At 56.4% G+C, this 20148-nt stretch carries 17 protein-coding genes, 2 pseudogenes and 1 riboswitch; of the genes and pseudogenes, 13 read left to right on the top strand and 6 right to left on the bottom strand.

Annotated elements, in window-relative coordinates; all coding sequences use genetic code 11:
* Positions 1 to 2: 2 nt before the first annotated feature.
* The 4 genes from QC816_RS10610 (at position 3) to QC816_RS10595 (ending at position 5097) form a co-directional block, all read left to right on the top strand.
* A complete protein-coding gene (locus QC816_RS10610; protein WP_309782066.1) occupies positions 3 to 1529 on the top strand; it encodes an amidase in 1527 nt (508 codons plus the stop codon).
* Entirely contained in the window at positions 1519 to 2640 is a 1122-nt protein-coding gene (locus QC816_RS10605; protein WP_309782065.1) for a transporter substrate-binding domain-containing protein, read from the top strand. Before QC816_RS10610 ends, QC816_RS10605 begins: the two co-directional genes overlap by 11 nt.
* A 15-nt stretch (positions 2641 to 2655) precedes the next feature.
* The gene (locus tag QC816_RS10600) at positions 2656 to 3237 is read left to right on the top strand and encodes an ANTAR domain-containing response regulator (protein ID WP_309782064.1); all 582 of its coding nucleotides are present in this window, start codon (positions 2656 to 2658) and stop codon (positions 3235 to 3237) included.
* A 261-nt stretch (positions 3238 to 3498) separates the two neighbouring features.
* Complete coding sequence (locus QC816_RS10595) at positions 3499 to 5097, top strand: sigma 54-interacting transcriptional regulator (RefSeq protein ID WP_309782063.1); 1599 nt, start codon at positions 3499 to 3501, stop codon at positions 5095 to 5097.
* Positions 5098 to 5294: 197 nt separating this feature from the next.
* Here the strand turns inward: QC816_RS10595 and QC816_RS10590 are convergent, their stop codons facing one another.
* Positions 5295 to 6416: an iron-containing alcohol dehydrogenase gene (locus QC816_RS10590; protein ID WP_309782062.1), complete on the bottom strand. Its 1122-nt coding sequence runs from the start codon at positions 6414 to 6416 to the stop codon at positions 5295 to 5297.
* Positions 6417 to 6797: 381 nt separating this feature from the next.
* On the opposite strand from QC816_RS10590, the pseudogene QC816_RS10585 reads away from it, so the two are divergent.
* From QC816_RS10585 to QC816_RS10575, 3 genes and pseudogenes are all read left to right on the top strand, one after another.
* Positions 6798 to 6938: pseudogene (locus tag QC816_RS10585) on the top strand (IS1380 family transposase); the annotation flags it as partial.
* A 139-nt stretch (positions 6939 to 7077) separates the two neighbouring features.
* Positions 7078 to 8475 carry an ATP-dependent RNA helicase DbpA gene (dbpA, locus tag QC816_RS10580; protein WP_309782061.1) on the top strand — a complete coding sequence of 466 codons (1398 nt, stop codon included), beginning with the start codon at positions 7078 to 7080 and terminating at the stop codon, positions 8473 to 8475.
* Between the two features lie 45 nt (positions 8476 to 8520).
* The gene (locus QC816_RS10575; RefSeq protein ID WP_264824416.1) at positions 8521 to 9399 is read left to right on the top strand and encodes a PA4780 family RIO1-like protein kinase; all 879 of its coding nucleotides are present in this window, start codon (positions 8521 to 8523) and stop codon (positions 9397 to 9399) included.
* Between the two features lie 66 nt (positions 9400 to 9465).
* Here the strand turns inward: QC816_RS10575 and QC816_RS10570 are convergent.
* Both QC816_RS10570 and QC816_RS10565 read right to left on the bottom strand, forming a co-directional pair.
* Positions 9466 to 9927: pseudogene (locus QC816_RS10570) on the bottom strand (transketolase-like TK C-terminal-containing protein); the annotation flags it as partial.
* Positions 9928 to 10019: 92 nt separating this feature from the next.
* The gene (locus QC816_RS10565) at positions 10020 to 10496 is read right to left on the bottom strand and encodes a 6,7-dimethyl-8-ribityllumazine synthase (RefSeq protein ID WP_268901038.1); all 477 of its coding nucleotides are present in this window, start codon (positions 10494 to 10496) and stop codon (positions 10020 to 10022) included.
* A 97-nt stretch (positions 10497 to 10593) separates the two neighbouring features.
* A riboswitch (FMN riboswitch) is annotated at positions 10594 to 10764 on the bottom strand.
* 400 nt (positions 10765 to 11164) lie between these two features.
* Between QC816_RS10565 and QC816_RS10560 the strand changes: the two genes are divergently transcribed.
* Positions 11165 to 13054: an ABC transporter ATP-binding protein gene (locus QC816_RS10560; protein WP_309782060.1), complete on the top strand. Its 1890-nt coding sequence runs from the start codon at positions 11165 to 11167 to the stop codon at positions 13052 to 13054.
* A gap of 31 nt (positions 13055 to 13085) precedes the next feature.
* On the top strand, positions 13086 to 14093 hold the full coding sequence (locus QC816_RS10555; RefSeq protein WP_085917873.1) for a zinc-dependent alcohol dehydrogenase family protein: 1008 nt from the start codon (positions 13086 to 13088) through the stop codon (positions 14091 to 14093).
* 98 nt (positions 14094 to 14191) lie between these two features.
* Here QC816_RS10555 and QC816_RS10550 read toward each other — a convergent pair whose 3' ends face one another.
* Complete coding sequence (locus QC816_RS10550) at positions 14192 to 14923, bottom strand: YebC/PmpR family DNA-binding transcriptional regulator (protein WP_085917872.1); 732 nt, start codon at positions 14921 to 14923, stop codon at positions 14192 to 14194.
* 196 nt (positions 14924 to 15119) lie between these two features.
* Here QC816_RS10550 and QC816_RS10545 point away from each other — a divergent pair, with 196 nt between their 5' ends.
* Together QC816_RS10545 and QC816_RS10540 are read left to right on the top strand one after the other, a co-directional pair.
* Positions 15120 to 15737 (top strand): LysE family translocator, encoded by a 618-nt coding sequence (locus QC816_RS10545; protein ID WP_085917871.1) that lies wholly within the window; start codon positions 15120 to 15122, stop codon positions 15735 to 15737.
* Positions 15738 to 15824: 87 nt separating this feature from the next.
* Complete coding sequence (locus QC816_RS10540) at positions 15825 to 16310, top strand: glutathione peroxidase (RefSeq protein WP_085917870.1); 486 nt, start codon at positions 15825 to 15827, stop codon at positions 16308 to 16310.
* On the opposite strand, the gene QC816_RS10535 is transcribed toward QC816_RS10540, so the two are convergent.
* Entirely contained in the window at positions 16307 to 16690 is a 384-nt protein-coding gene (locus QC816_RS10535) for a DUF7079 family protein (protein WP_085917906.1), read from the bottom strand. The two genes, QC816_RS10540 and QC816_RS10535, sit on opposite strands and share 4 nt — an antisense overlap.
* A gap of 144 nt (positions 16691 to 16834) precedes the next feature.
* Here QC816_RS10535 and fabV point away from each other — a divergent pair, with 144 nt between their 5' ends.
* A complete protein-coding gene (gene fabV, locus QC816_RS10530; RefSeq protein ID WP_085917869.1) occupies positions 16835 to 18040 on the top strand; it encodes an enoyl-ACP reductase FabV in 1206 nt (401 codons plus the stop codon).
* 171 nt (positions 18041 to 18211) lie between these two features.
* Entirely contained in the window at positions 18212 to 19189 is a 978-nt protein-coding gene (locus QC816_RS10525) for a GlxA family transcriptional regulator (protein WP_176243635.1), read from the top strand.
* A 19-nt stretch (positions 19190 to 19208) separates the two neighbouring features.
* Here the strand turns inward: QC816_RS10525 and QC816_RS10520 are convergent, their stop codons facing one another.
* The gene (locus QC816_RS10520; protein ID WP_085917868.1) at positions 19209 to 20003 is read right to left on the bottom strand and encodes an SDR family NAD(P)-dependent oxidoreductase; all 795 of its coding nucleotides are present in this window, start codon (positions 20001 to 20003) and stop codon (positions 19209 to 19211) included.
* Positions 20004 to 20148 lie beyond the last annotated feature (145 nt).

The raw sequence follows: 20148 nt of genomic DNA, 5'->3' as shown, positions 1-20148 counted from the left end.
AAATGCCCATTCCACGCCCCACGTCGCAAGCTCTGACACAGAGCAGCCGCCGGCTTGGCATGACGCTGGACGACACGACCTTGAGTGAGTACGACACGCTGCTTCAAGCGGTCTGGGACGAGTACGATCGGCTCGACGAACTTACCGAACCACTGCCCGAAGTGGTCTATCCACGCACCTCAGGCGTTTTTCTTACTGCCGACGAAAACCCTTACAACGCTTGGTATGTTAAAACGCACATCGAAGGTAAACCGAGCGGGCCGCTGGCGAATCGTCGCGTAGTGCTAAAGGATAACGTATGCCTGGCGGGTGTGCCGATGATGAACGGTGCGGACAGCTTGCAGGGTTATGTTCCAGAACTAGACGCTACTGTCGCGACTCGCATTCTCGACGCTGGCGGCCGAATTCTTGGCAAGGCGCACTGTGAATATTTCTGTGTCTCGGGTGGCAGCCACACCAACGCTACCGGTCCAGTGCGTAACCCACGCATGCCAACGCACTCTGCTGGAGGCTCCTCTTCCGGATGCGCAGCACTTTTGGCTTCCGGAGAAGTGGATATGGCCATTGGTACCGACCAGGGAGGCTCCGTCCGTATTCCAGCGGCCTATTCCGGCATATACGGCATGAAGGCCACGTGGGGGCTCGTTCCTTACACCGGCATCATGCCGATCGAGATGACGCTGGATCATGCAGGAATAATGAGCGCTACACTTAGTGACAATGCGATATTGCTCGAAGCGGTAGCCGGCCCAGACGGTCTCGATCCGCGCCAGCAGGCCACTCCCCGTTTCGGGGGTTACGTCGAGGCGCTGGGCCAAAGCTGTGTCGGGCTGCGTATCGGTGTTGTGGCTGAGGGGTTCGAACATACCAATTCGCACCCGGGAGTGGACGCTACGGTTCGTCATGCAGCCGACCTGATGGCCAATTTGGGGGCAGTAGTAGAGACAGTTTCGATTCCTCTGCATAGTTATGGTCATGCCATCTGGACACCGATTGCGGTAGAAGGTACGACGGCACTGCTAGAAGGATACAACTACGGAACCAATTGGAAAGGCCTCTATGTCCCCAGCCTGATGCGCGCTCAGCGGGGCTGGCGCGAGCAGTCTCAGTATTTCCCCCACGATGTCAAAACCTGCCTGCTGGCCGGCGATTACGCCCGCCAAACCGGTAGCGGACGCTACTATGCCCGTGCACGTAATCTCGCTCGCAGCCTGCGGGGTGCCTACGATGACATGCTTGAGCGCTTTGATCTCTTGTTGATGCCCACCGTTCCACTGGTCGCGCCGCGGCTACCGTCGCACGATGCCGAACCCGAAACTTGGGTCGGCAGAGCATTGGAAATGAACGCCAACACTGCACCTTTTGATGTGACTGGCCATCCGGCTCTTTCCCTACCCTGCGGAGTGGTCGATGGGTTGCCCGTGGGCATGATGCTTATTGGCCGCGATTACGATGAGGCGACGCTGTATCGTGCAGGGTACGCTTTTGAGCAAAGCCATGACTGGCAGAGCCTTCATTATGGCTGCTGATGGATACCGGATCGGGCTGCTTTTCTCCCAGCTCAGCCTGACCGCCGATGTTGAGACAAGCCAAGCTAACGCTACTCAGTTAGCAATCGAAGAGGTCAATGCTGCGGGAGGCATAAACGGCGTGCCTCTGGAGCCGGTGACCTTAGAGATAGGTTTTAAACCAGATGATTACCGCCGCGCTGCAGAAAGCCTGTGCGATGTCGAGCGAGTCAGGGCCTTGTTTGGCACCCACATGTCGAGTACCCGAAAAGCAGTCCTGCCGGTATTGGAAAGTCGGCGTAAACCGCTTTTTTATCCAACTCTCTACGAAGGCTTTGAGTTTTCCCCGTGGTGTTTCTACACTGGCGCAGCACCCAACCAAAACTCCCTGCAGCTTGCTCGCCACGTACTGGCTCATTACGGCAAGCGTGTATTGTTTGTTGGTGGTCGCTACGTCTATCCCTACGAGTCTAATCGGATCATGCGTGATCTTTTCGAACAGGCCGGTGGCGAAGTGGTCGCGGAGTTCCATTTACCTTTTCTGGCCAGTGATGACGCATTTGATCAAGTGATGCACCGGGTGCGCGAGAGCGCCCCGGACGCTATCTACTCCACCATGGTCGGTTGCGATACGCCACAGCTTTACCGCGCCTACCGGAAGGCTGGCTTCGACCCTGCCCGCACCCCAATCGTTAGCTTGGCCACTAATGAGGCTGACGTGGCCCACCTGACGCCAGAGCAGGCTGAAGGACATCTCTGCGCCGCCCCATGGTTCGATACGCTCGACACTGCCAATAGCCGACAATTCGTCACTCGCTATCGGGCACGGTTTGGCGAGCAGGCGGCAATTACCGCTGGCGCCGAAGCCGCCTATTTTCAACTGCATCTGTACGCCAATGCGGTTCGCCATGGCCCGGACGACTCACTAGAAGCGCTGCGTCAGATGCTGTTTAGCATTTCCTTCGAAGCGCCTCAAGGCAAGGTTGCCATCGATACCGAGACCCAGCACACTTGGCTTTGGCCACGCGTTGCACGCTTAAACGCCCAAGCGCACTTCGAGATTATCCAACAAAGCACCGAGGCGGTTCGGCCCGACCCATGGATGGTCGAACATCAGCTTGGCTGTTTTTGAGCAGGAGGTGCTTGCATGACAACTGCGCCCTCGCTACTGCAGGAGCTCAAAGGGCTGCGCGTAATGGTCGTTCACCCTCGTGATGGCGAAGCAAAATTAGTAATTGGCCATTTGCGTCGTATTGGCTGCCAAGTGGAGATTTGCTGGCCTGTGCCGCCGGAGCTTGAAAGAGCGCCGGACGTCTTACTGCTATCCATTGAGGCAGACCAGCGCGACGCCATTCAAAAACTAACGAATAGCCTTGGCGAACAGGCGCCGCCCATTATCGCTATTGTCGGCTACGAAAATCCCTCCATGCTACAGCTGGTGCTCGAAACTCGTCCGGCAGCGGTCATCGAGCGGCCGCTACACCCTTTTGGGCTGCTCACTCAGTTAATGATGGCACGCGCCGCTTATCGACAACGTCGTGAAGAACGTATTGCAATGCAACAGCAGGAGGCGCGGCGCGCCACTATCGCGCTGGCTAAAGCTCTGTTGATGGTACGAGAAAATCTGGACGAAAAAGCAGCGCATCGGCGTTTGCAGCGCGAGGCGATGTCGCGTCGAGACACCATGGAAGCGGTCGCTGAGCGACTGATTCGTACCTTGCATCACTGAGGAAAACGGTCAGCCAATACAAGGTTGCAGGACTATAGCTATTGGAAGTTACTAAGTAAATCGTGAATAGGTTCTCATGCGAAGTGGGTAACACCTTCGTGAGTAGGTTGGACGAGGGATTGTTATTGGAAGCTGATCCCGAGCCAATAGTGTCTTTGCGCAAATAACGGACTCAGCCTCTATAGTGGCTAAAGCTCTATTCGGTTGAGAGTCAGAGTCCTCCGTGAAGGCGGTGGGCGTGGTCTATCAAGGGGAGCTGTTATGCAACGTATTGAAGAGTGCCTTTCGATGGAAGCCGCGCTGCCGTTATTTGATTTGCACGGCGCGGATGCGGTGGAGGTATTTGATACCCAGGGCCAGGTGATTGGGGTTTTAACCCGAACCGATATTGAAAAGGCACAGCAAAATGTGGCGTTAGACCAATTGGTGGGCGAGTGTATGCGCTATCGCATTACGGGTATTACCCCCCGAGAGGAAGCTCAAAGCGTTGATGCTTGTGGTTTTGATCAGGAACCGTTGCGTTCGCTGCTGGATGCTTTGCACGACGGGGTCTATATAACCGATGCCAACGGCGTTACGGTCACGATCAATAAGGCCTATGAGCGTATCACCGGTATTTCACGGGCGGAGGTGGTGGGCTTTCATATGGCCGACCTGGTGAAAGCGGGTTTTATCTCTAAATCGGCCTCGTTGGAGGTTATCCACACGCACCGTCCGATCACGCTTGTTCAGACTATTCACGATAGCCGCAAAATCGTGGTCACCGGTACACCCATGTTCACAGCCGATGGCTCGATAGCATATGTGGTTACCAATGTGCGTGATATTACCGAACTGCTTCTGGCGAAACGTGCCCAAGAGCAGTTAGAGCAGATCCAGCACATGCGTGAAGCTTACAAAGTACCAGAGGTAATGGCACTGAGTTCTCCTGGGGTTATCACCAGTCAACAAACAGAGACTTGTTTTAAAATGGCTAGGCGAGTGGCTAAATCGTCGGCGAAGATACTTATTCAAGGCGAGACCGGTACTGGTAAAACGTTGCTGGCACGCTATATCCATCGAGAGAGTGACCGTGCGGATGGGCCATTTATGGAGCTTAACTGTACAGCGTTTCCCGAAGGGCTGCTGGAGGCGGAGCTGTTTGGTTATACAGCTGGCGCTTTTACCGGTGCCGCCCCTAAAGGCAAACAAGGATTACTAGATGTGGCTCATGGCGGCACGCTTTTTTTGGATGAAATCGGTGATCTGCCGCTGGCTTTACAGGTAAAACTCCTCAAGGTGGTGGAAGAAAATCGTTATTTACCAGTGGGGGGGACGTCGTTTCGTCAAACCAATGTGCGTTTGATTACCGCGACCCACCAGGATTTACATGAGAGGGTCCAAAAGGGCACATTTCGCGAGGATCTGTTTTATCGTATCAGCGTCGTGCCGCTCTGGCTGCCGCCGTTGCGCCAGCGGCGAGATGAGGTGATTCCATTACTTAATTATTACCTTGATTACTTTAACCAGTTACACGGGCTGCAGCGGCGCTGGAATTTGGAGGCACTGGAATTGCTTTCTAGCTACTCGTGGCCTGGCAATATTCGTGAGCTGATCAATTTAACCGAGCGTTTGGCGGTCACGGTTGCAGAGAATGAGATCACCGTCACATCGTTACCGAGCGAGCTGTTCCCAAGTAGCTTGTTTAGCGTAGAGCCCTTCAGTGGCGATCTACGCCAGCAAGTTATGCAGTTTGAGCAGCAATTAATCCGACAAGCCCTTACTCACCATGGAACCACTCGAGCCGCTGCCGCTGCATTGGGTGTAGACCAGTCGACGCTGGTCAAAAAACAGCGCCGCTGGCGTAGTTCAGCAAACTAATGGTTGATTGCTCAAGTAGGGAGCAAGCTTATAACTCCCCGCATTTTTAAACAAAACGCGTATATCAACGGCAAGCGGCAACCGTTCATATCGATGAGGCCGCCACTCAGGTCGGCGGCAAGCGTTACTGGCTGCACTGTCTAAGTTTATGCGACAGGATGAGACGTATCATGAGCCGTGTCTCAAACAGCTATAAATTAATAAGCGGCACGATAAATCGCCTCAATATCCGACTGGGTTAAAACGCGCGGGTTATTGCGCAGCAAGCGTTCGACGTTAATCGCCTCTGCGGCCAACTCTGGGATGGCAGACTCGGGAATATCAAACGAACGCAAACCGGAAGGAATCGCCATATCGGTGCATAGTTTATGCATACGCTTAATCACGGCATCAGCCACTGCATCATCGGAAAGCCCTGCAACAGGTTCCTCAAATGCTACCGCAATGCCACGAAAGCGCTTCAGGCACGCCAGTTTGTTCCACTCCATCACGAAGGGTAGCAACAGTGCATTGGTCACCCCATGGGCCAAGTAGTAGCGTCCACCTAACGGGTATGCTAGAGCATGGACGGCCCCTACGCCAGCATTACCAAATGCCAACCCTGCCAGTAGGCTGCCGGTCGCCATATCCTCACGGGCTTGCAGATGGTTTGGGTTGGCAAATGCCTTGGGAAGCGCATAAATAATCATGTTCATTGCCTTCACCGCCAATGCATCGGTAATTGGCGTGGCAAAGTTTGAAAGGTAGGCTTCCACCGCATGCACCAGTGCATCCACTCCACTGGCAGCCGTTACGGAGCGCGGGCAGCTGAGTGTTAACTCTGGCGCTACAATGGCGACATCCGAGAGTAGGCAGTCGCTTACAATACCCTTCTTCATCTGCTGGGATTTATCAGACAGAATAGCGATATTGGTAACTTCAGAGCCCGTCCCTGCGGTGGTGGGCATAGCGATTAAAGGCACCTCGCGTTGGTCAACTTTATTCTCACCAAACAACTCTTCAAGAGGGCCATCGTAGTGCGCATATACCGCAACACACTTAGCGATATCCATCGCACTGCCGCCACCTAAGGCGATAACGCCATCGTAATGGCCAGCATTAAAGGCGTGTGTACAGATTTCAACTATCTCAACTTCAGGCTCAGGCGTTACTTGATCAAATACCTCATAGGTTACATTGAGCGATACGAGCTGCTCAGTGATGAGCTCCAGGATGCCTGAAGCTACAACACCGCTGTCGGTAACGATTAATGGGCGCTGGATACCTAGCGATTGAACGGATGTTTGCAACTGCTGCGCAGCACCATGGCCGGTAATCAACTTGCCGGCACTTTTAAAGCTGCTTACTTGCTTAAGACTGCTTAAGGGCATTTGGTATTTCCTATTGGCGTGTTTTTGGTTGTATTGCCAGTGCCACTAATGCGATAGCGATTTCACTAGCCATCAGATATCTAGCAAAGGTCGTGCCAAGTAAAGGAAATGCAAGTGGTTGTTTTTTAAAAATAAAAAAATGATTAAAAAAAGAGATGCAATCGATGGGAGAAAAAAGTCATCAAAAATTATAGATTGATGATTATTGGCATCAGCTGGCTGGCAGAGCTTTTTCCGTTTTCCAAAAAGCAATTTATAAAATATGCAACTCTAAAAGAGTAGCTAAAGAGATTGCTCAATAAAGTCTCAGATTTGTTTGCGCAAAGCCCGCCCCTCGTTCAGGCTCAGCCATTTCAAGCCATACTTTCGCGGCTACTGGAGTGCCTCGGACGCAGCGACAAAGTTACGGCGGTACACGAAGGCTTGTTACGGCTAGCGGTATGGCGTATCACGTCGCTAGAAAATGGCAAATGACCTGATGAGTTGACACCGGACACCGGTGGCCTACCGTTGAGATTCATGACCCTTAAGTGGCGCTTTCTGGTATGGTGCGAGGCATTAAGGCCGCTCATGCTTAGCGGGGTATTTTCGCCCCTTCAGGAATTTTTCTGTGTCCGACACTTCTTTTGCTTCTCTGGCGCTGCCCAGCGCACTCGCCAGTAATCTCGACTCGCTGGGCTATCACCACATGACGCCGGTTCAGGCACAAAGCCTGCCGCCCATGCTGGCCGGCCGCGATGTCATGGCCCAGGCCAAAACCGGCTCGGGTAAAACCGCCGCCTTTGGACTGGCATTGCTGGCCGAGCTGCGCGTCGAGGCGTTCGCCGTTCAGGGGCTGGTGCTGTGCCCCACCCGGGAGCTTGCTGATCAGGTGGCGGAGGAACTACGCCGACTGGCCCGGGCAATGCCAAACGTGAAAATCCTCACACTTTGCGGGGGCGCGCCGCTGGGGCCACAGCTTTCGTCGTTGGACCACGGTGCGCATATCGTGGTCGGCACACCGGGGCGCATTGACGAGCACTTGCGTAAAGGCTCTCTGACGCTTGGCTCGCTAACGACTCTGGTGCTGGATGAAGCTGACCGCATGCTGGATATGGGCTTTCAGGAAACGATCGACGCCATCATTGCCGACACCCCGGCCGACCGCCAGACGCTGCTGTTTAGCGCCACCTTCCCCGATGAGCAGACATCCGGCGGACTGGCGGCGATGACACGCGGCGTGATGCAGGACCCGATGACGGTCAAGGTGGCCGAGGTTCATGACGCCGCCACCATCGACCAGCATTTCTATCAAGTCGCAAGTGAAGACGCCCGCTTTGCCGCACTCAAACAGCTGCTGTTGGTTAACCGGCCGACCACCAGCGTGGTGTTCTGCAATACCAAGCGCGAGACTCAGGCGGTGGCCGACCAACTGGTAGATGCCGGTTTTAGTGCGGTCGCGCTGCACGGTGATCTGGAGCAGAAAGACCGCGACCGACTGCTTGTCTTGTTTGCCAATCAAAGCGCGTCTATTTTGGTAGCCACCGACGTGGCAGCCCGTGGATTGGATATTGCCCAATTGGATGCGGTGTTCAACTACCAGATCGCCCGTGAGCTGGATGTCCACGTCCACCGCGTGGGTCGCACCGGGCGGGCTGGGGCGAGCGGCATTGCCTGTACCCTGGTAACCCCCAAGGAAACCTACCGGCTGGAAAAGCTGGCCGACGTGTTGGGTGAAACCCTGACCACCGAGCCGCTGCCCAAGGTGACCAATGCTATGCCGTTCGAGCCACCCATGGCCACCCTGCAACTGGCTGGCGGCAAGAAAGACAAGTTGCGTCCCGGCGATATTTTGGGTGCACTGACCAGTGAAGGCGGCTTGCGCGGTGACCAGGTAGGCAAGATAAAAGTGCTTGCTCGCAGCGCCTACGTGGCGGTTGTACGGGACCGGGTTCAGCAGGCCCAGGCAAAGCTTGAGCGTGATAAGTTGAAAGGGCGAGCCTTTCGCGTCCGTCGCATTCGCCATTAAGTGTCTATTTGAGCGTGAACTAAAAAGGAGCCAACGCAGCGACCCATGAAAATTCCTAAACGATTACAGCCCTTGGTCGATGACGGCATGATCGACGAAGTACTGATGCAATTGATGAGCGGTAAGGAAGCCCAGGTTTATGTGGTGCGCTGCGGCGAAGAAGAGCGCTGTGCCAAGGTCTTCAAGGAAGCCAAGCAGCGTAGCTTCAAGCAGGCGGCCCAGTACCAGGAAGGACGTAAAGAGCGTAATACCCGCCGCGCCAGAGCGATGTCCAAGAAAACCCGTTACGGACAGAAAGAGCAGGAGCAGGCCTGGCTTAATGCAGAAGTCGATGCGCTTTACCGGCTTGCCGGTGCAGGTGTGCGGGTGCCCGAGCCCCATGGCTTTGTGGATGGCGTCCTGCTGATGGAAATGATCACCGACGCCGACGGCAACGTGGCCCCACGCCTCGATGAAGTCACCTTGACGCCTGAGCAGGCAGAGGCCTACTACGCGAAGGTGATTCAGGACGTGGTACGCATGCTGTGCGCCGGTTTGATTCACGGCGATCTGTCGGAGTTCAACGTGCTGGTAGATGCCCATGGTCCGGTGATTATCGACCTTCCCCAGGCCGTGGATGCCGCCGGTAATAATAGCGCCGCGGCGATGCTATATCGCGATGTGGATAACATGCGCAACTATTTCGGCCAGTACGCCCCCGCGCTTCTCGATACCCATTATGGTAAAGAAATGTGGGCGCTGTACGAATCCGGCGAGCTGCACCCCGACAGCAAGCTAACCGGTCATTTCGACTTTGATACCCATATCGCCGACGTGGATGAACTGATGGAAGTCATCGACGACGCCAAAGAGGAAGAAGCCGAGCGACAGGCGCGCATGCGCGACGATGGCGATGATGATGGCGAGATTCCACAGCCTTACTGATCCCGCAATGAATAGGCTCCTCTGGCCTTGTGCCAGCGCGAGGCGCTTTTGCAATGCGATCAAGGCCTAGCCGAGTAGCTCATTGGCCTGTTTGACGACGTTTTCGACGGTAAAACCGAAATGCTTGAACAGGTCGCCCGCCGGGGCCGATTCGCCGTAGGTGGTCATGCCGATCACCCGGCCATCCAGGCCCACGTACTTGTACCAGTAGTCCGCATGCCCGGCTTCGATGGCGATACGCTTGGTGACCGCCTTGGGCAGTACGCTTTCACGGTATTCGGCATCCTGGCCGTTAAAACGGTAGGCCGAGGGCATGGACACCACACGGACGGCCTTGCCCTGCTGCTCGAGCTCGGCGGCGGCGTCCATCGCCAACGACACTTCTGAACCGGTGGCAATCAGAATCAGCTCGGGCGTTACGGGCGTGCCTTCACTGTCCTTGAGAACAGGGTCTTTAAGCACGTACGCCCCGTTTTGAATCGACGCCAGCTGTGCCTTGGTGCGCGGCTGATGGGTCAGGTTCAGGCGCAATCCGAGTAAGTAAACGCAATATGCATCGTCGGCATTGAATATCGAGCGATCATGAGACCGCTCGACATCTCAACCGTGCCCCATTGAAGCTAGCTTAGCTCATGAATTCTGCGGTGATTGCTCAGAGTCATCGCTAAAGCTTCTGCCGCTTCCTTGCCTTTGGCTCGGAAATGGCCATGGAAAAAATCATGGTGTGTGCTGTGCTCATGGAAATGGTGGGGTGTCAGGACAACGGAAAGGATCGGAATTTCGGTTTCCAGTTGCGCTTGCATCATGCCTTCGATGACCGCTTGAGCAACGAATTCGTGTCGATAGATGCCGCCATCAATGACAAAGCCTGCCCCCACAATGGCGCTATAACGGCCAGTTTTGGCGAGTAGTTTAGCCTGAAGCGGGATTTCGTAAGCCCCTGCAACTTGGAATATCTCTACTTGGTCAGCGGAAAAGCCATGCTCGCTGGCAAGTTGAGCAATGAATGCCTCTCTGGCTTGAGTGACTATATCGTGATGCCAAGACGCTTCGATAAAGGCAACGCGAACTGATGAGGAGTGTTGGGTCTGATTCATGGTCATCCTATGGGGATTGTTTACCAGAACCAGGGCATGAGGCATCCAATAGCACAGTACCCGTATGCGTTGAAACGCATCGGGTAATATCACTAGGAAACCTTCTCTTTTATCCGGACTATGACCGTCGGCTCCGGAGTCTCACCGAATCTGCTGTCCTCAGCCGTTAGGTTACCCCCTTTGGCGGAGCGCTCGTGGGCTTGTCCGCATCAAGATATGATACGGCATCACCACCGGTGGGGACTTGCACCCCGCCCTGAGAAAGTTCGCCATTAACGGCGGAAAGCATTATACGCTGACTGCCTGGAGTGTGTAGAGGCAGCCTTAAAAATTAATTTAAGGCTGAGGGCAGACCCATTGGACGTTTATAGAGATCGACAGGCCCTGGACGCTTCCCGACATCCCAAGCCGATGCCATCAGTGGTAAGCTGGCGGACGCTTAGCAGGTTAATGATTGAGACGGTGGCAACTTTTTTTGAGCTAAGCGGCTTAAAACGTGCCAGAAGGCTTGGCTCCATGATGGCCAATCTGCTGGCCTCCTCCAGAGGGACTCATGTGGCAGTACCTGACGCTATGCGTAATTTTTTAAGCGGTTCTTTTGGTGCTGGCCGTTCTGGCAATGTTTGCCGAACTAATTCATCGACTGACAAGTAACATAAGGACTCGCCATGCTCTCGCGTATGCTCGCGCCATTGTTTCGTTACTTTGAAACGCGCGTTGATCCCTATCCCGAAGGCAACGTGACGACGCCTCCCAAGGGACTGGCGGCGTTCATATGGCATTTTTCCCGCCCGGTTTGGCCGCTGTTGCTACTGATGTCGCTGTTCACCGGCCTGGTCTCTGCCGCCGAGGTGGTGTTTTTTAGCTACATGGGCGAGCTGGTGGATTGGCTCGGCAACGTGGAGCGGGAGAACTTCTGGGCCGAGCATGGTCTGTGGCTTTCCGGAGTAGGGATTCTTGTGCTGATTGGCCTGCCGCTGTTGGTCTTGGCGCAGTCATTGGTGACGCACCAGAGTATCTTCGGCAACTACCCGATGATTGGCCGCTGGCTATCGCATCGGCACATGCTCAGCCAGAGCCTGGCGTTTTATCAGGACGAGTTTGCCGGGCGGGTTTCGCAGAAAGTCATGCAGACGGCGCTGGCGATTCGCGAAACCGTCACCAAGGTAATGGACCTGCTGGTCTATGCCATTGTGTACTTCACCGGTGCGGCGATTTTACTGGGCCGTGCTGATCCTTGGCTGCTGCTGCCGCTGGGGCTCTGGCTGGCAGGCTATCTGGCAATCATGTGGTTTTTCGTGCCGCGCCTGAGGGATGTTTCCATGGCCCAGGCGGATGCCCGAGCCCAGATGACCGGGCGCGTGGTGGATAGCTATAGCAATATTCAGACCATCAAGCTGTTTGCCGACACCCAGCGTGAACAGGACTACGCCAAGGATGCCATGGAAGGTTTCATGGGCACCGTGCACCGTCAAATGCGCCTGGTCACCATCATGAGCGTGTGCCTGACACTGCTGAATACGGCACTGCTGGTGGGCACAGCGGGGATGGCGATCAGTGCCTGGTACCTGGACGCGATCTCATTGGGCGTGCTCGCCATTGCCATCGCGCTGGTCATGCGGATTCGTTTCATGTCGGACTGGATTTTATGGGAGGTCGCCGGTCTATTTGAAAATATCGGTACGGTGCAGGACGGCATGAACACCATCGCCCAGGAGCCTACCGTTCGTGATACACCCAATGCCCAGGCGCTAAGCGTTCCTCATGGAGCGATTGCTTTCGAGGCGCTGCGCTTCGGCTATGAACAAGCCAAGGGCGAGAACAGAACCGTGTTCGACGGCTTGAGTCTGAATATTGCCCCGGGTGAGAAGATTGGCCTGATCGGCCGCTCCGGGGCGGGTAAGTCGACCCTCGCCAACCTGCTGCTGCGTTTTTACGACCTTCAGGGCGGGCGCATTGTTATTGATGGGCAAGACATCGCCGGGGTTACGCAAACCTCGCTGCGCCACCAGATCGGCATGGTGACCCAGGACACGTCGTTACTGCACCGTTCGCTGCGCGATAACATCCGCTACGGCAGCCCCCATGCCAATGATGACGACGTCTGGGAGGCGGTATGCCGTGCCCATGCGGATACCTTTATCAATGATCTGGTCGACCCGAAAGGGCGGCGTGGGCTGGACGCCCATGTAGGCGAGCGGGGCGTCAAGCTGTCCGGCGGCCAGCGACAGCGCATTGCGATTGCCCGGGTGCTGCTCAAGAATGCCCCGATTCTGGTGCTCGATGAGGCCACCTCGGCGCTGGACTCCGAGGTGGAAGCCGCCATTCAGGAGCAGCTTGATACCCTCATGGAAGGTAAAACGGTGATTGCGATTGCTCATCGGCTGTCCACCATTGCGATGCTCGACCGACTTATCGTGGTCGATGAGGGGCGGATTGTCGAAAGTGGCACTCATGCCCAGTTATTGGAAAAGAATGGCATTTATGCGCGTCTCTGGCGTCGGCAATCGGGTGGGTTCATCGGCCTTGATGTCGATGCTGTTAGCCCCAATGGTTAATGTACCGACCATTCTGTCCAAAGAGGTGTTCATGCAAGCGATTCAACTCAATCAGCCCGGCGGTCTCGACAAGCTAACGGTAGTGGATCAAGCCGAGCCCGGCGAGCCGGGGAAAGGTGAAATTCGTGTGCGCTTGCACGCCAGTTCGCTGAACTTTCACGACTACGCCGTGGTAGCCGGGATGATCCCCACCGAGGAGGGGCGTATCCCCATGTCGGATGGCGCCGGGGTTGTCGACGCCGTCGGTGAAGGCGTGAGCGAGTTTTCCGTGGGCGACCCGGTGGTGTCGACGTTCTTCCCCGGCTGGTTGGAGGGCCCGGCGCGGGTCGGCGACTTCCGTACCACTCCCGGCGATGGCATCGATGGCTATGCGCGCGAGCAGGTTATCGCGCCTGCCACCTCGTTCACCTATCAGCCGGCTGAATACAGTCACGCCGAATCAGCTACCCTGACCACCGCTGGCCTCACCGCCTGGCGCGCATTAGTCGTCGACGGTGGCCTGAAAGCTGGCGATACGGTGCTGGTGCTGGGTACCGGTGGCGTTTCCATCTTTGCGCTGCAATTTGCCAAGATGATGGGCGCACGGGTCATCGCCACATCGTCCTCCAACGAAAAGCTCGCGCGCCTGCGTGAGATGGGGGCGGAGCACACCATCAACTACAAAGAGACGCCCGAGTGGGGGAAAGCCGTCAAGGCGCTGACCGAAGGCGAAGGCGTTGATCATGTGGTGGAAGTAGGTGGCTCAGGCACGTTGCCGCAGTCGATCGATGCGGTCAAGATCGGCGGTCATATCGCACTGATCGGCATATTGACCGGCCGTGAAGGGGAAATTCCCACCGCCAAGTTGATGGCCAAGCAGGCCACCCTGAAAGGGTTGATCGTGGGCAGCCGCCGCGACCAGATAGAAATGATTCGTGCCATCGAAGCCAATGGCATGCGGCCGATTATCGACCGTGAATTCCCGTTGACCAAAATCGCCGATGCCTTCCGTCATCAAGAATCCGGCGAACACTTCGGCAAAATCTGCCTGACATTCTAGTCGAGCGATAACCCCCAAGACCTTGCGATCAGGCCTTAGTGCCTGGTCTTGCCTTGCACCAGCGCCGCCCTCACGGGCGGCGCTGGTGCGTTAAGCGTTTACTCGTCGTCTGAGGGCAGCTCAGCGCTATGGTAGACGTTTTGTACGTCGTCCAGATCGTTCAGCATGCCGAGCAGTTTTTCGAACATGGCCACATCGTCGCCTTCGACCGGCGTGGTGGTTTGCGGCAGAAACTGAATTTCATCGGCCTCAAACTCGATGTCGCCGAAGGTGTCCAGCAGCGCCTGCTTGGCCTTGGCGTAGTCGGTATGCGGTGCAAACACGGTGATGCGGCCGTCTTCATGTTCGATGTCGGTGACGTCGACATCTGCCTCCATCAGTGTTTCCAGCACGGCTTCCTCGTCGCTACCGGCAAACGCGAAAATCGCGCAGTGGTCGAACATATGGCTGACGCTGCCGGGGGTGCCGATTTTGCTCTTGGTCTTGGTAAAGCAACCGCGAACGTCGCCGAAGGTGCGGTTGGGGTTGTCGGTCAAGCACTCGACAATCACCATGGCATTTCCTGGGCCGAAGCCCTCGTAGCGCGCCGCTGAAAAGTCTTCGCCGCCCGCCCCGCTGGCTTTATCCAGCGCCTTGTCAATCACGTGAGAAGGTACCTGGTCCTTCTTGGCACGCTCCATCAGCCCGCGTAGCGCCAGGTTGCTATGGGGATCGGTGCCGCCCGACTTGGCGCAAACGTAAATCTCGCGACCGTACTTACTGTAGACCTTCGTCTTGGCATCGGCCGTTTTGGCCATGGATTCTTTACGGTTCTGAAAAGCCCTACCCATGTTGACGTCCTGTAATTAGTGATTCTCCCTGCTGATCAGGGGTGTCATCAAAAAAGCCAAAGTTTACCCAACAGAATATCATGCTAACAGCCTTATTTGCTCAAGCGCAGACGTCGTCTGGATGGTTTTGACGTACACTGTGCGGGTCGCCATTGGCTGGCGGCAAAAGGAATAATCAACGATCAAGGAGAATCACATGCCATTCTCGCTATGGTTGTCGCTGGCGGCGGTATGCGCCATGGGCGCCATGTCACCGGGACCCAGTCTGGCGCTGGTGCTGCGCCATACCTTGGGTGGGGGAAGACTGGTGGGTGTGACAGCGGCGTTATGCCATGCCGGTGGCGTTGGGCTTTATGCACTGCTTACCGTGCTGGGTCTGGGCGCGCTGATTGTGCAGTGGCCGGCCCTCTTCCAGTTGATTACCTGGGTAGGGGCTGCATATCTTGCCTGGCTGGGCATTAAAGCGCTGCGTGCCGGTAGCGCCGGGGCGATGCAGCAACAGGCAATGGTCACGTCCGGCGCTAGGGCCGCCAGAGAGGGCGTCTTGGTGGCGCTTGGCAATCCCAAGCTGATTCTTTTCTTCGTTGCGCTGCTCAGCCAGTTTGTCACGCCCGATATGAGCCTGGTCGCTAAAGCGCTCATCGTGGTGACGGCCATGGTCATTGACGGGGGGTGGTACGTGCTGGTGGCCGTTGCCCTGTCGCATTCAAGCGTGCTGCCCTGGCTTCAGCACCGTGCCCATTGGATCAACCGGGTGACCGGGGTATTGCTGCTGGCATTGGCGCTTCGCGTGGTGGCCGGTCCGCTGGTCTAGATCGGCATTGGCTGGCTCGAGGAACTGGTGCGTTGGGCATAGAAATGGCATGGTAAGTGGCGAGGCGTTCCAGGGGGAAAGCGGCAGATGACACTTTACGATCAGGATTGTTATAACCACATGGGGCAGCCGTTTAATCTGCGGGCGTTGCAGGGGCAGGTGTTGCTGATCGTCAACGTCGCCAGCCGCTGTGGCTATACCCCGCAACTCAAAGAGTTGGAAACGCTTTACCAACGCTATCGAGATCGCGGCTTCACGGTACTGGGGTTTCCCTGCGACCAGTTTGGCAAACAGTCCCCGGAAAGCGCTGAGGCCTTTTGTACTTTTGGCGAGCAGCAATACGGCGTCACATTTCCGCTTATGGAAAAAGTGCGGGTTAACGGCGGGGACGCTCACCCGCTGTTCGTCCTGTTAAAGCGTGAGGCGCCCGGCATGTTGGGCACAACAATGATCAAATGGAATTTTACAAAATTCCTGGTCGGGCGTGATGGCAAGGTCATTGCGCGCTTTGGTCCCCGGGATCATGGCCGCTCGTTACGGCTACGCCTGGAACGCGCGCTCGACGAGATTTAAGTCTCGCCGCGGGCGACCATCACCCGGTTCATCAGCTCGTTCCAACGGTGGCGAACCATCATGGTCGTCAGGCCTGAAAAAAGCGCCCAACTCTTGCGTCGCCAGCCTGTTAAACGCAGGTTGTGGCTGACCAGTTGCTGCATCAGCTTGCGATCATTGAACTCACGCCATTCGCTGGCAATGGACAGTTGGTGGCGGGCCATCACCGGCGCCATCTCCAAGCGGAACATCCATTCAAGCTCTTTGAAGGTCATCTCAAAGCGCTGAACGACCTCAACCATCTGGGCGTAATCGCGTTCACTTGGCTCGCGGTCCAGCCATAACGGGGCCAGTGCCAACCACAAATCGCCACGTTCATCGACTAGCTGCTGTGCGTTCATTAACAAAGCCTCACGGGCGGTCAGGGATAAAACAATATCCTGACGTGAAAGGTCCATAAGCTCAATAGCGGACAGCGCCGCCTGAGACCGCTAGAATAGTGCCACTGATGAGCTAAACACGTTATTTTGAAAGCGAGGTTCCCTTTGATTATTAAACCCAAAGTACGCGGCTTTATTTGCACGACCACCCACCCGGTTGGCTGCGAGCAAAACGTTCGCGAGCAGATTGAAGCTACCCGCGCACGCGGTTTGGACAAGAGCGCCGGCCCTAAAAAAGTGCTGGTGATCGGGGCTTCCAGCGGCTACGGCCTGGCGGCGCGCATTACCGCGGCGTTTGGCTACGGGGCGGATACCCTGGGCGTGTTCTTTGAAAAGCCGGCGACAGAGAAAAAGCCTGGCACAGCGGGTTGGTACAACAGCGCAGCGTTTGACAAATTTGCCAAGCAGGAAGGCCTTTACAGCAAGTCGATCAACGGCGATGCGTTCTCCCACGAAGCGCGCCAGAAAGCCATTGAACTGATCAAGCAGGACATGGGCGAAGTCGATCTGGTGGTCTATTCGCTGGCATCGCCGGTGCGCAAACTGCCGGATAGCGGTGAACTCAAGCGCTCAAGCCTCAAGCCGATTGGCGAAACCTACCGCGCCACCGCGATCGACACCAACAAGGACGCCATCATCGAAGCCGAGGTGGAGCCCGCGACCCAGCAGGAGATCGACGATACCATCACCGTGATGGGTGGCGAAGATTGGGAACTGTGGATGGATGCGCTGGACCAGGCCGGTGTGCTCGCCAAGGGCGCGCGCAGTGTGGCGTTCAGCTATATCGGCACTGAGATCACCTGGCCGATCTACTGGCACGGCGCGCTGGGCAAGGCCAAGGAAGACCTGGACCGTGCCGCCGCGGCAATCGATACCCGGCTGAAAGAGACCGGTGGGGGTGCCAATGTGGCGGTACTCAAGTCGGTGGTCACCCAGGCCAGCGCGGCGATCCCGGTGATGCCGCTGTATATCGCCATGGTGTATCGCATCATGAAAGAGCAGGGCGTCCACGAGGGCACGATCGATCAGCTTAACCGCTTGTTCGGCGAGCGGCTCTACGCCCCGCAAGACGGTGAGATGGCCACTGATGACGTCGGCCGTCTGCGCCTGGATGACTGGGAGTTGCGTGACGATATCCAGAAGGCCTGCCAGGACCTGTGGTCGGAGGTCACCACCGAGAACCTGTTCGAGATCACCGACTACGCGGGCTACAAGCACGACTTCCTGAAACTGTTTGGCTTCGAGCGTGATGATGTAGATTACGACGCCGATGTTGACCCGATGGTCGACTTTGATGTTGTCAATCTATAAACCGGTCAGCGCTAATTGGTGTTGCGACCGCTAAGTGTTACAGAAACGTCGGGCCTGGGAGCTCGGCGTTTTTGCATTTATACGTCATGTTTTGTTTACCACGACGTAGCCACTGCCTTTACCCAGGCAATTGGTTAAGATGTCGGTTTGTTTTCGTCACGGCGGTTTTCCATGCAGCATAACCCAGTCAACTCCCCCAATGCCGCGTCACGACGGCGGGTAGCGTTTGTGCTGCTGCCGGGGTTTTCGATGCTGGCGCATGCTGCCGCGCTGGAACCTTTGCAAATGGCCAACCAGCTCAGCGGGCAGATGCTTTATCAAACCGTCACGCTGAGTATGGATGACGAATCCGTCCGCAGCGGTGCGCAGCTTTCCGTGCTGGCGCAGCATACCTTGGCAAGCACGCCTGGGCCGCTTGATTTATTGCTGGTCTGCGCCCCTACGCCGCTGCCTTATGCACTGCCCGCCAAGCTCAATGAATGGCTGCGGGGATACGTGGGGCGCGGCGTGATGTTGGGAGGGCTGGCCGGTGGCACCGAGGTGCTGGCGCGCTGCGGGCTGCTGGAAGGTTACCGCGCCACGCTGCCCTGGCAGCGGTTCGACGCCTTTTCCCAGGCCTATCCGCAAGTCACGCTTTCCCAGCAGCTGTTTGAGATTGACCGCGACCGGCTTTCCTGTGCAGGTGGCACCGCGGCGATGGACATGATGCTGACGCTTATCGGTCAGCATCACGGCGCTCGCCTGGCCGAGCAGGTTTCGGAACAGTTCGTTTGCGACCGGATTCGCCTGGCGGACGAGCGCCAGCATGTGCCGCTGCGTAGCCGTCTGGGTCACGCGCCGCAAAGCCTGGTGGATGCCGTGACGCTGATGGAAGCCAATATCGAGGAACCGCTCTCTACCCTGGAACTTGCCGAGCATCTGGGAATATCCCGGCGCCAGTTGGAGCGGTTGTTCAAAAAATACCTGCAGGCGGTGCCCAGCCGCTACTACCTGGACCTGCGTCTTCAGGAAGCCCGCAAACAGCTACGGGAAAGCGACCTGGCGGTAGGCGATATTGCCTTTGCCACCGGCTTTTCTTCCGGGGCACATTTTTCTACCGCCTACCGACACCATTTCGGCATGACGCCGAGGGAAGAGCGCCTGAATTAAAGGGATTAGGTTAGATGGATCAGGTTAATGTATCCACGATGCCACCTTCCACGCGCAGGGCGGCGCCGGTGGTGGCGCTGGCTTGGGTGGAGGCTGCATAAACACTCATGCTGGCGACCTCTTCGGGTGTCGCCAGGCGCTGAATGATGGAAGAGGGACGATTCTCCTGCACAAAGCGCGCTTCCACCTCCTGCTGAGAAATGCCTTCTTTTTCTGCCATTTCACGAATCATATTGAGCACCCCTTCAGAGCGGGTTGGCCCCGGCAGAATGGCATTGACGGTCACCTGTGTGCCGCTCAATACCTTGGCAAGCCCCCGCGATACCGACAGCAATGCTGATTTGGTCATGCCGTAATGGACCATTTCGCTGGGGATGTTGATGCCCGATTCACTGGACAGGAACTGGATGCGGCCCCAGTTGCGCTCACGCATTCCCTGGGCGTAATGGCGTGAAAGGCGCACGGCGCTCATGATATTAACGTCGAAGAACTGCTGCCAAGTGGCGTCGTCGACCTCAAAAAAGTCCTGTGGGCCGAAGATGCCGACGTTGTTGATCAGGATGTCGGTGCTGGGCTGTTGTTCGATCAGCGTCTGGCAGCCTTCAGCGGTGCCCAGGTCGGCGGCCACGCCCGTCGCCTTGGCGTTGGGAACGTCTTTCTTGATGGCCGCGATGGCCTCGTCAATACGTGCCTGGGTGCGCCCGGTGATGACGACATCGGCACCTGCATTGGCCAAACCCTGGGCAATCGCAAAGCCGATACCTGCGGTCGAGCCGGTAATAATGGCGTGCTTGCCGTTAAGATCAATCTGCATGGGGTGTGCTCCTCTCTTACTGAGTATCAGTACCTCGCTACACAACGGGTAACTTTATAGCTTGCTAATGAGTGTGGTGCTCTTTTAGGTTTCTTCAAGGGGGAGGTATTCAATTGATCAGGCTTTCAGTCGCTTGCTGAGCACT

The sequence above is a fragment of the Vreelandella janggokensis genome (assembly GCF_031451615.1).
Lineage (GTDB): Bacteria > Pseudomonadota > Gammaproteobacteria > Pseudomonadales > Halomonadaceae > Vreelandella > Vreelandella janggokensis.
This window is presented reverse-complemented; position numbering and strand designations above follow the sequence as displayed.

What these genes read in the sequence shown, in the direction of transcription:
- QC816_RS10600 (WP_309782064.1), top strand. Translation starts at nt 2,656, where the DNA reads ATGACAACTGCGCCCTCGCTACTGCAGGAGCTCAAAGGGCTGCGCGTA.
- QC816_RS10595 (WP_309782063.1), top strand. Translation starts at nt 3,499, where the DNA reads ATGCAACGTATTGAAGAGTGCCTTTCGATGGAAGCCGCGCTGCCGTTA.
- QC816_RS10535 (WP_085917906.1), bottom strand. Translation starts at nt 16,690, where the DNA reads ATGAACGCACAGCAGCTAGTCGATGAACGTGGCGATTTGTGGTTGGCA.
- QC816_RS10540 (WP_085917870.1), top strand. Translation starts at nt 15,825, where the DNA reads ATGACACTTTACGATCAGGATTGTTATAACCACATGGGGCAGCCGTTT.
- QC816_RS10605 (WP_309782065.1), top strand. Translation starts at nt 1,519, where the DNA reads ATGGCTGCTGATGGATACCGGATCGGGCTGCTTTTCTCCCAGCTCAGC.
- QC816_RS10545 (WP_085917871.1), top strand. Translation starts at nt 15,120, where the DNA reads ATGCCATTCTCGCTATGGTTGTCGCTGGCGGCGGTATGCGCCATGGGC.
- QC816_RS10610 (WP_309782066.1), top strand. Translation starts at nt 3, where the DNA reads ATGCCCATTCCACGCCCCACGTCGCAAGCTCTGACACAGAGCAGCCGC.
- QC816_RS10555 (WP_085917873.1), top strand. Translation starts at nt 13,086, where the DNA reads ATGCAAGCGATTCAACTCAATCAGCCCGGCGGTCTCGACAAGCTAACG.
- QC816_RS10560 (WP_309782060.1), top strand. Translation starts at nt 11,165, where the DNA reads ATGCTCTCGCGTATGCTCGCGCCATTGTTTCGTTACTTTGAAACGCGC.
- QC816_RS10525 (WP_176243635.1), top strand. Translation starts at nt 18,212, where the DNA reads ATGCAGCATAACCCAGTCAACTCCCCCAATGCCGCGTCACGACGGCGG.
- QC816_RS10565 (WP_268901038.1), bottom strand. Translation starts at nt 10,496, where the DNA reads ATGAATCAGACCCAACACTCCTCATCAGTTCGCGTTGCCTTTATCGAA.
- QC816_RS10575 (WP_264824416.1), top strand. Translation starts at nt 8,521, where the DNA reads ATGAAAATTCCTAAACGATTACAGCCCTTGGTCGATGACGGCATGATC.
- QC816_RS10520 (WP_085917868.1), bottom strand. Translation starts at nt 20,003, where the DNA reads ATGCAGATTGATCTTAACGGCAAGCACGCCATTATTACCGGCTCGACC.
- QC816_RS10550 (WP_085917872.1), bottom strand. Translation starts at nt 14,923, where the DNA reads ATGGGTAGGGCTTTTCAGAACCGTAAAGAATCCATGGCCAAAACGGCC.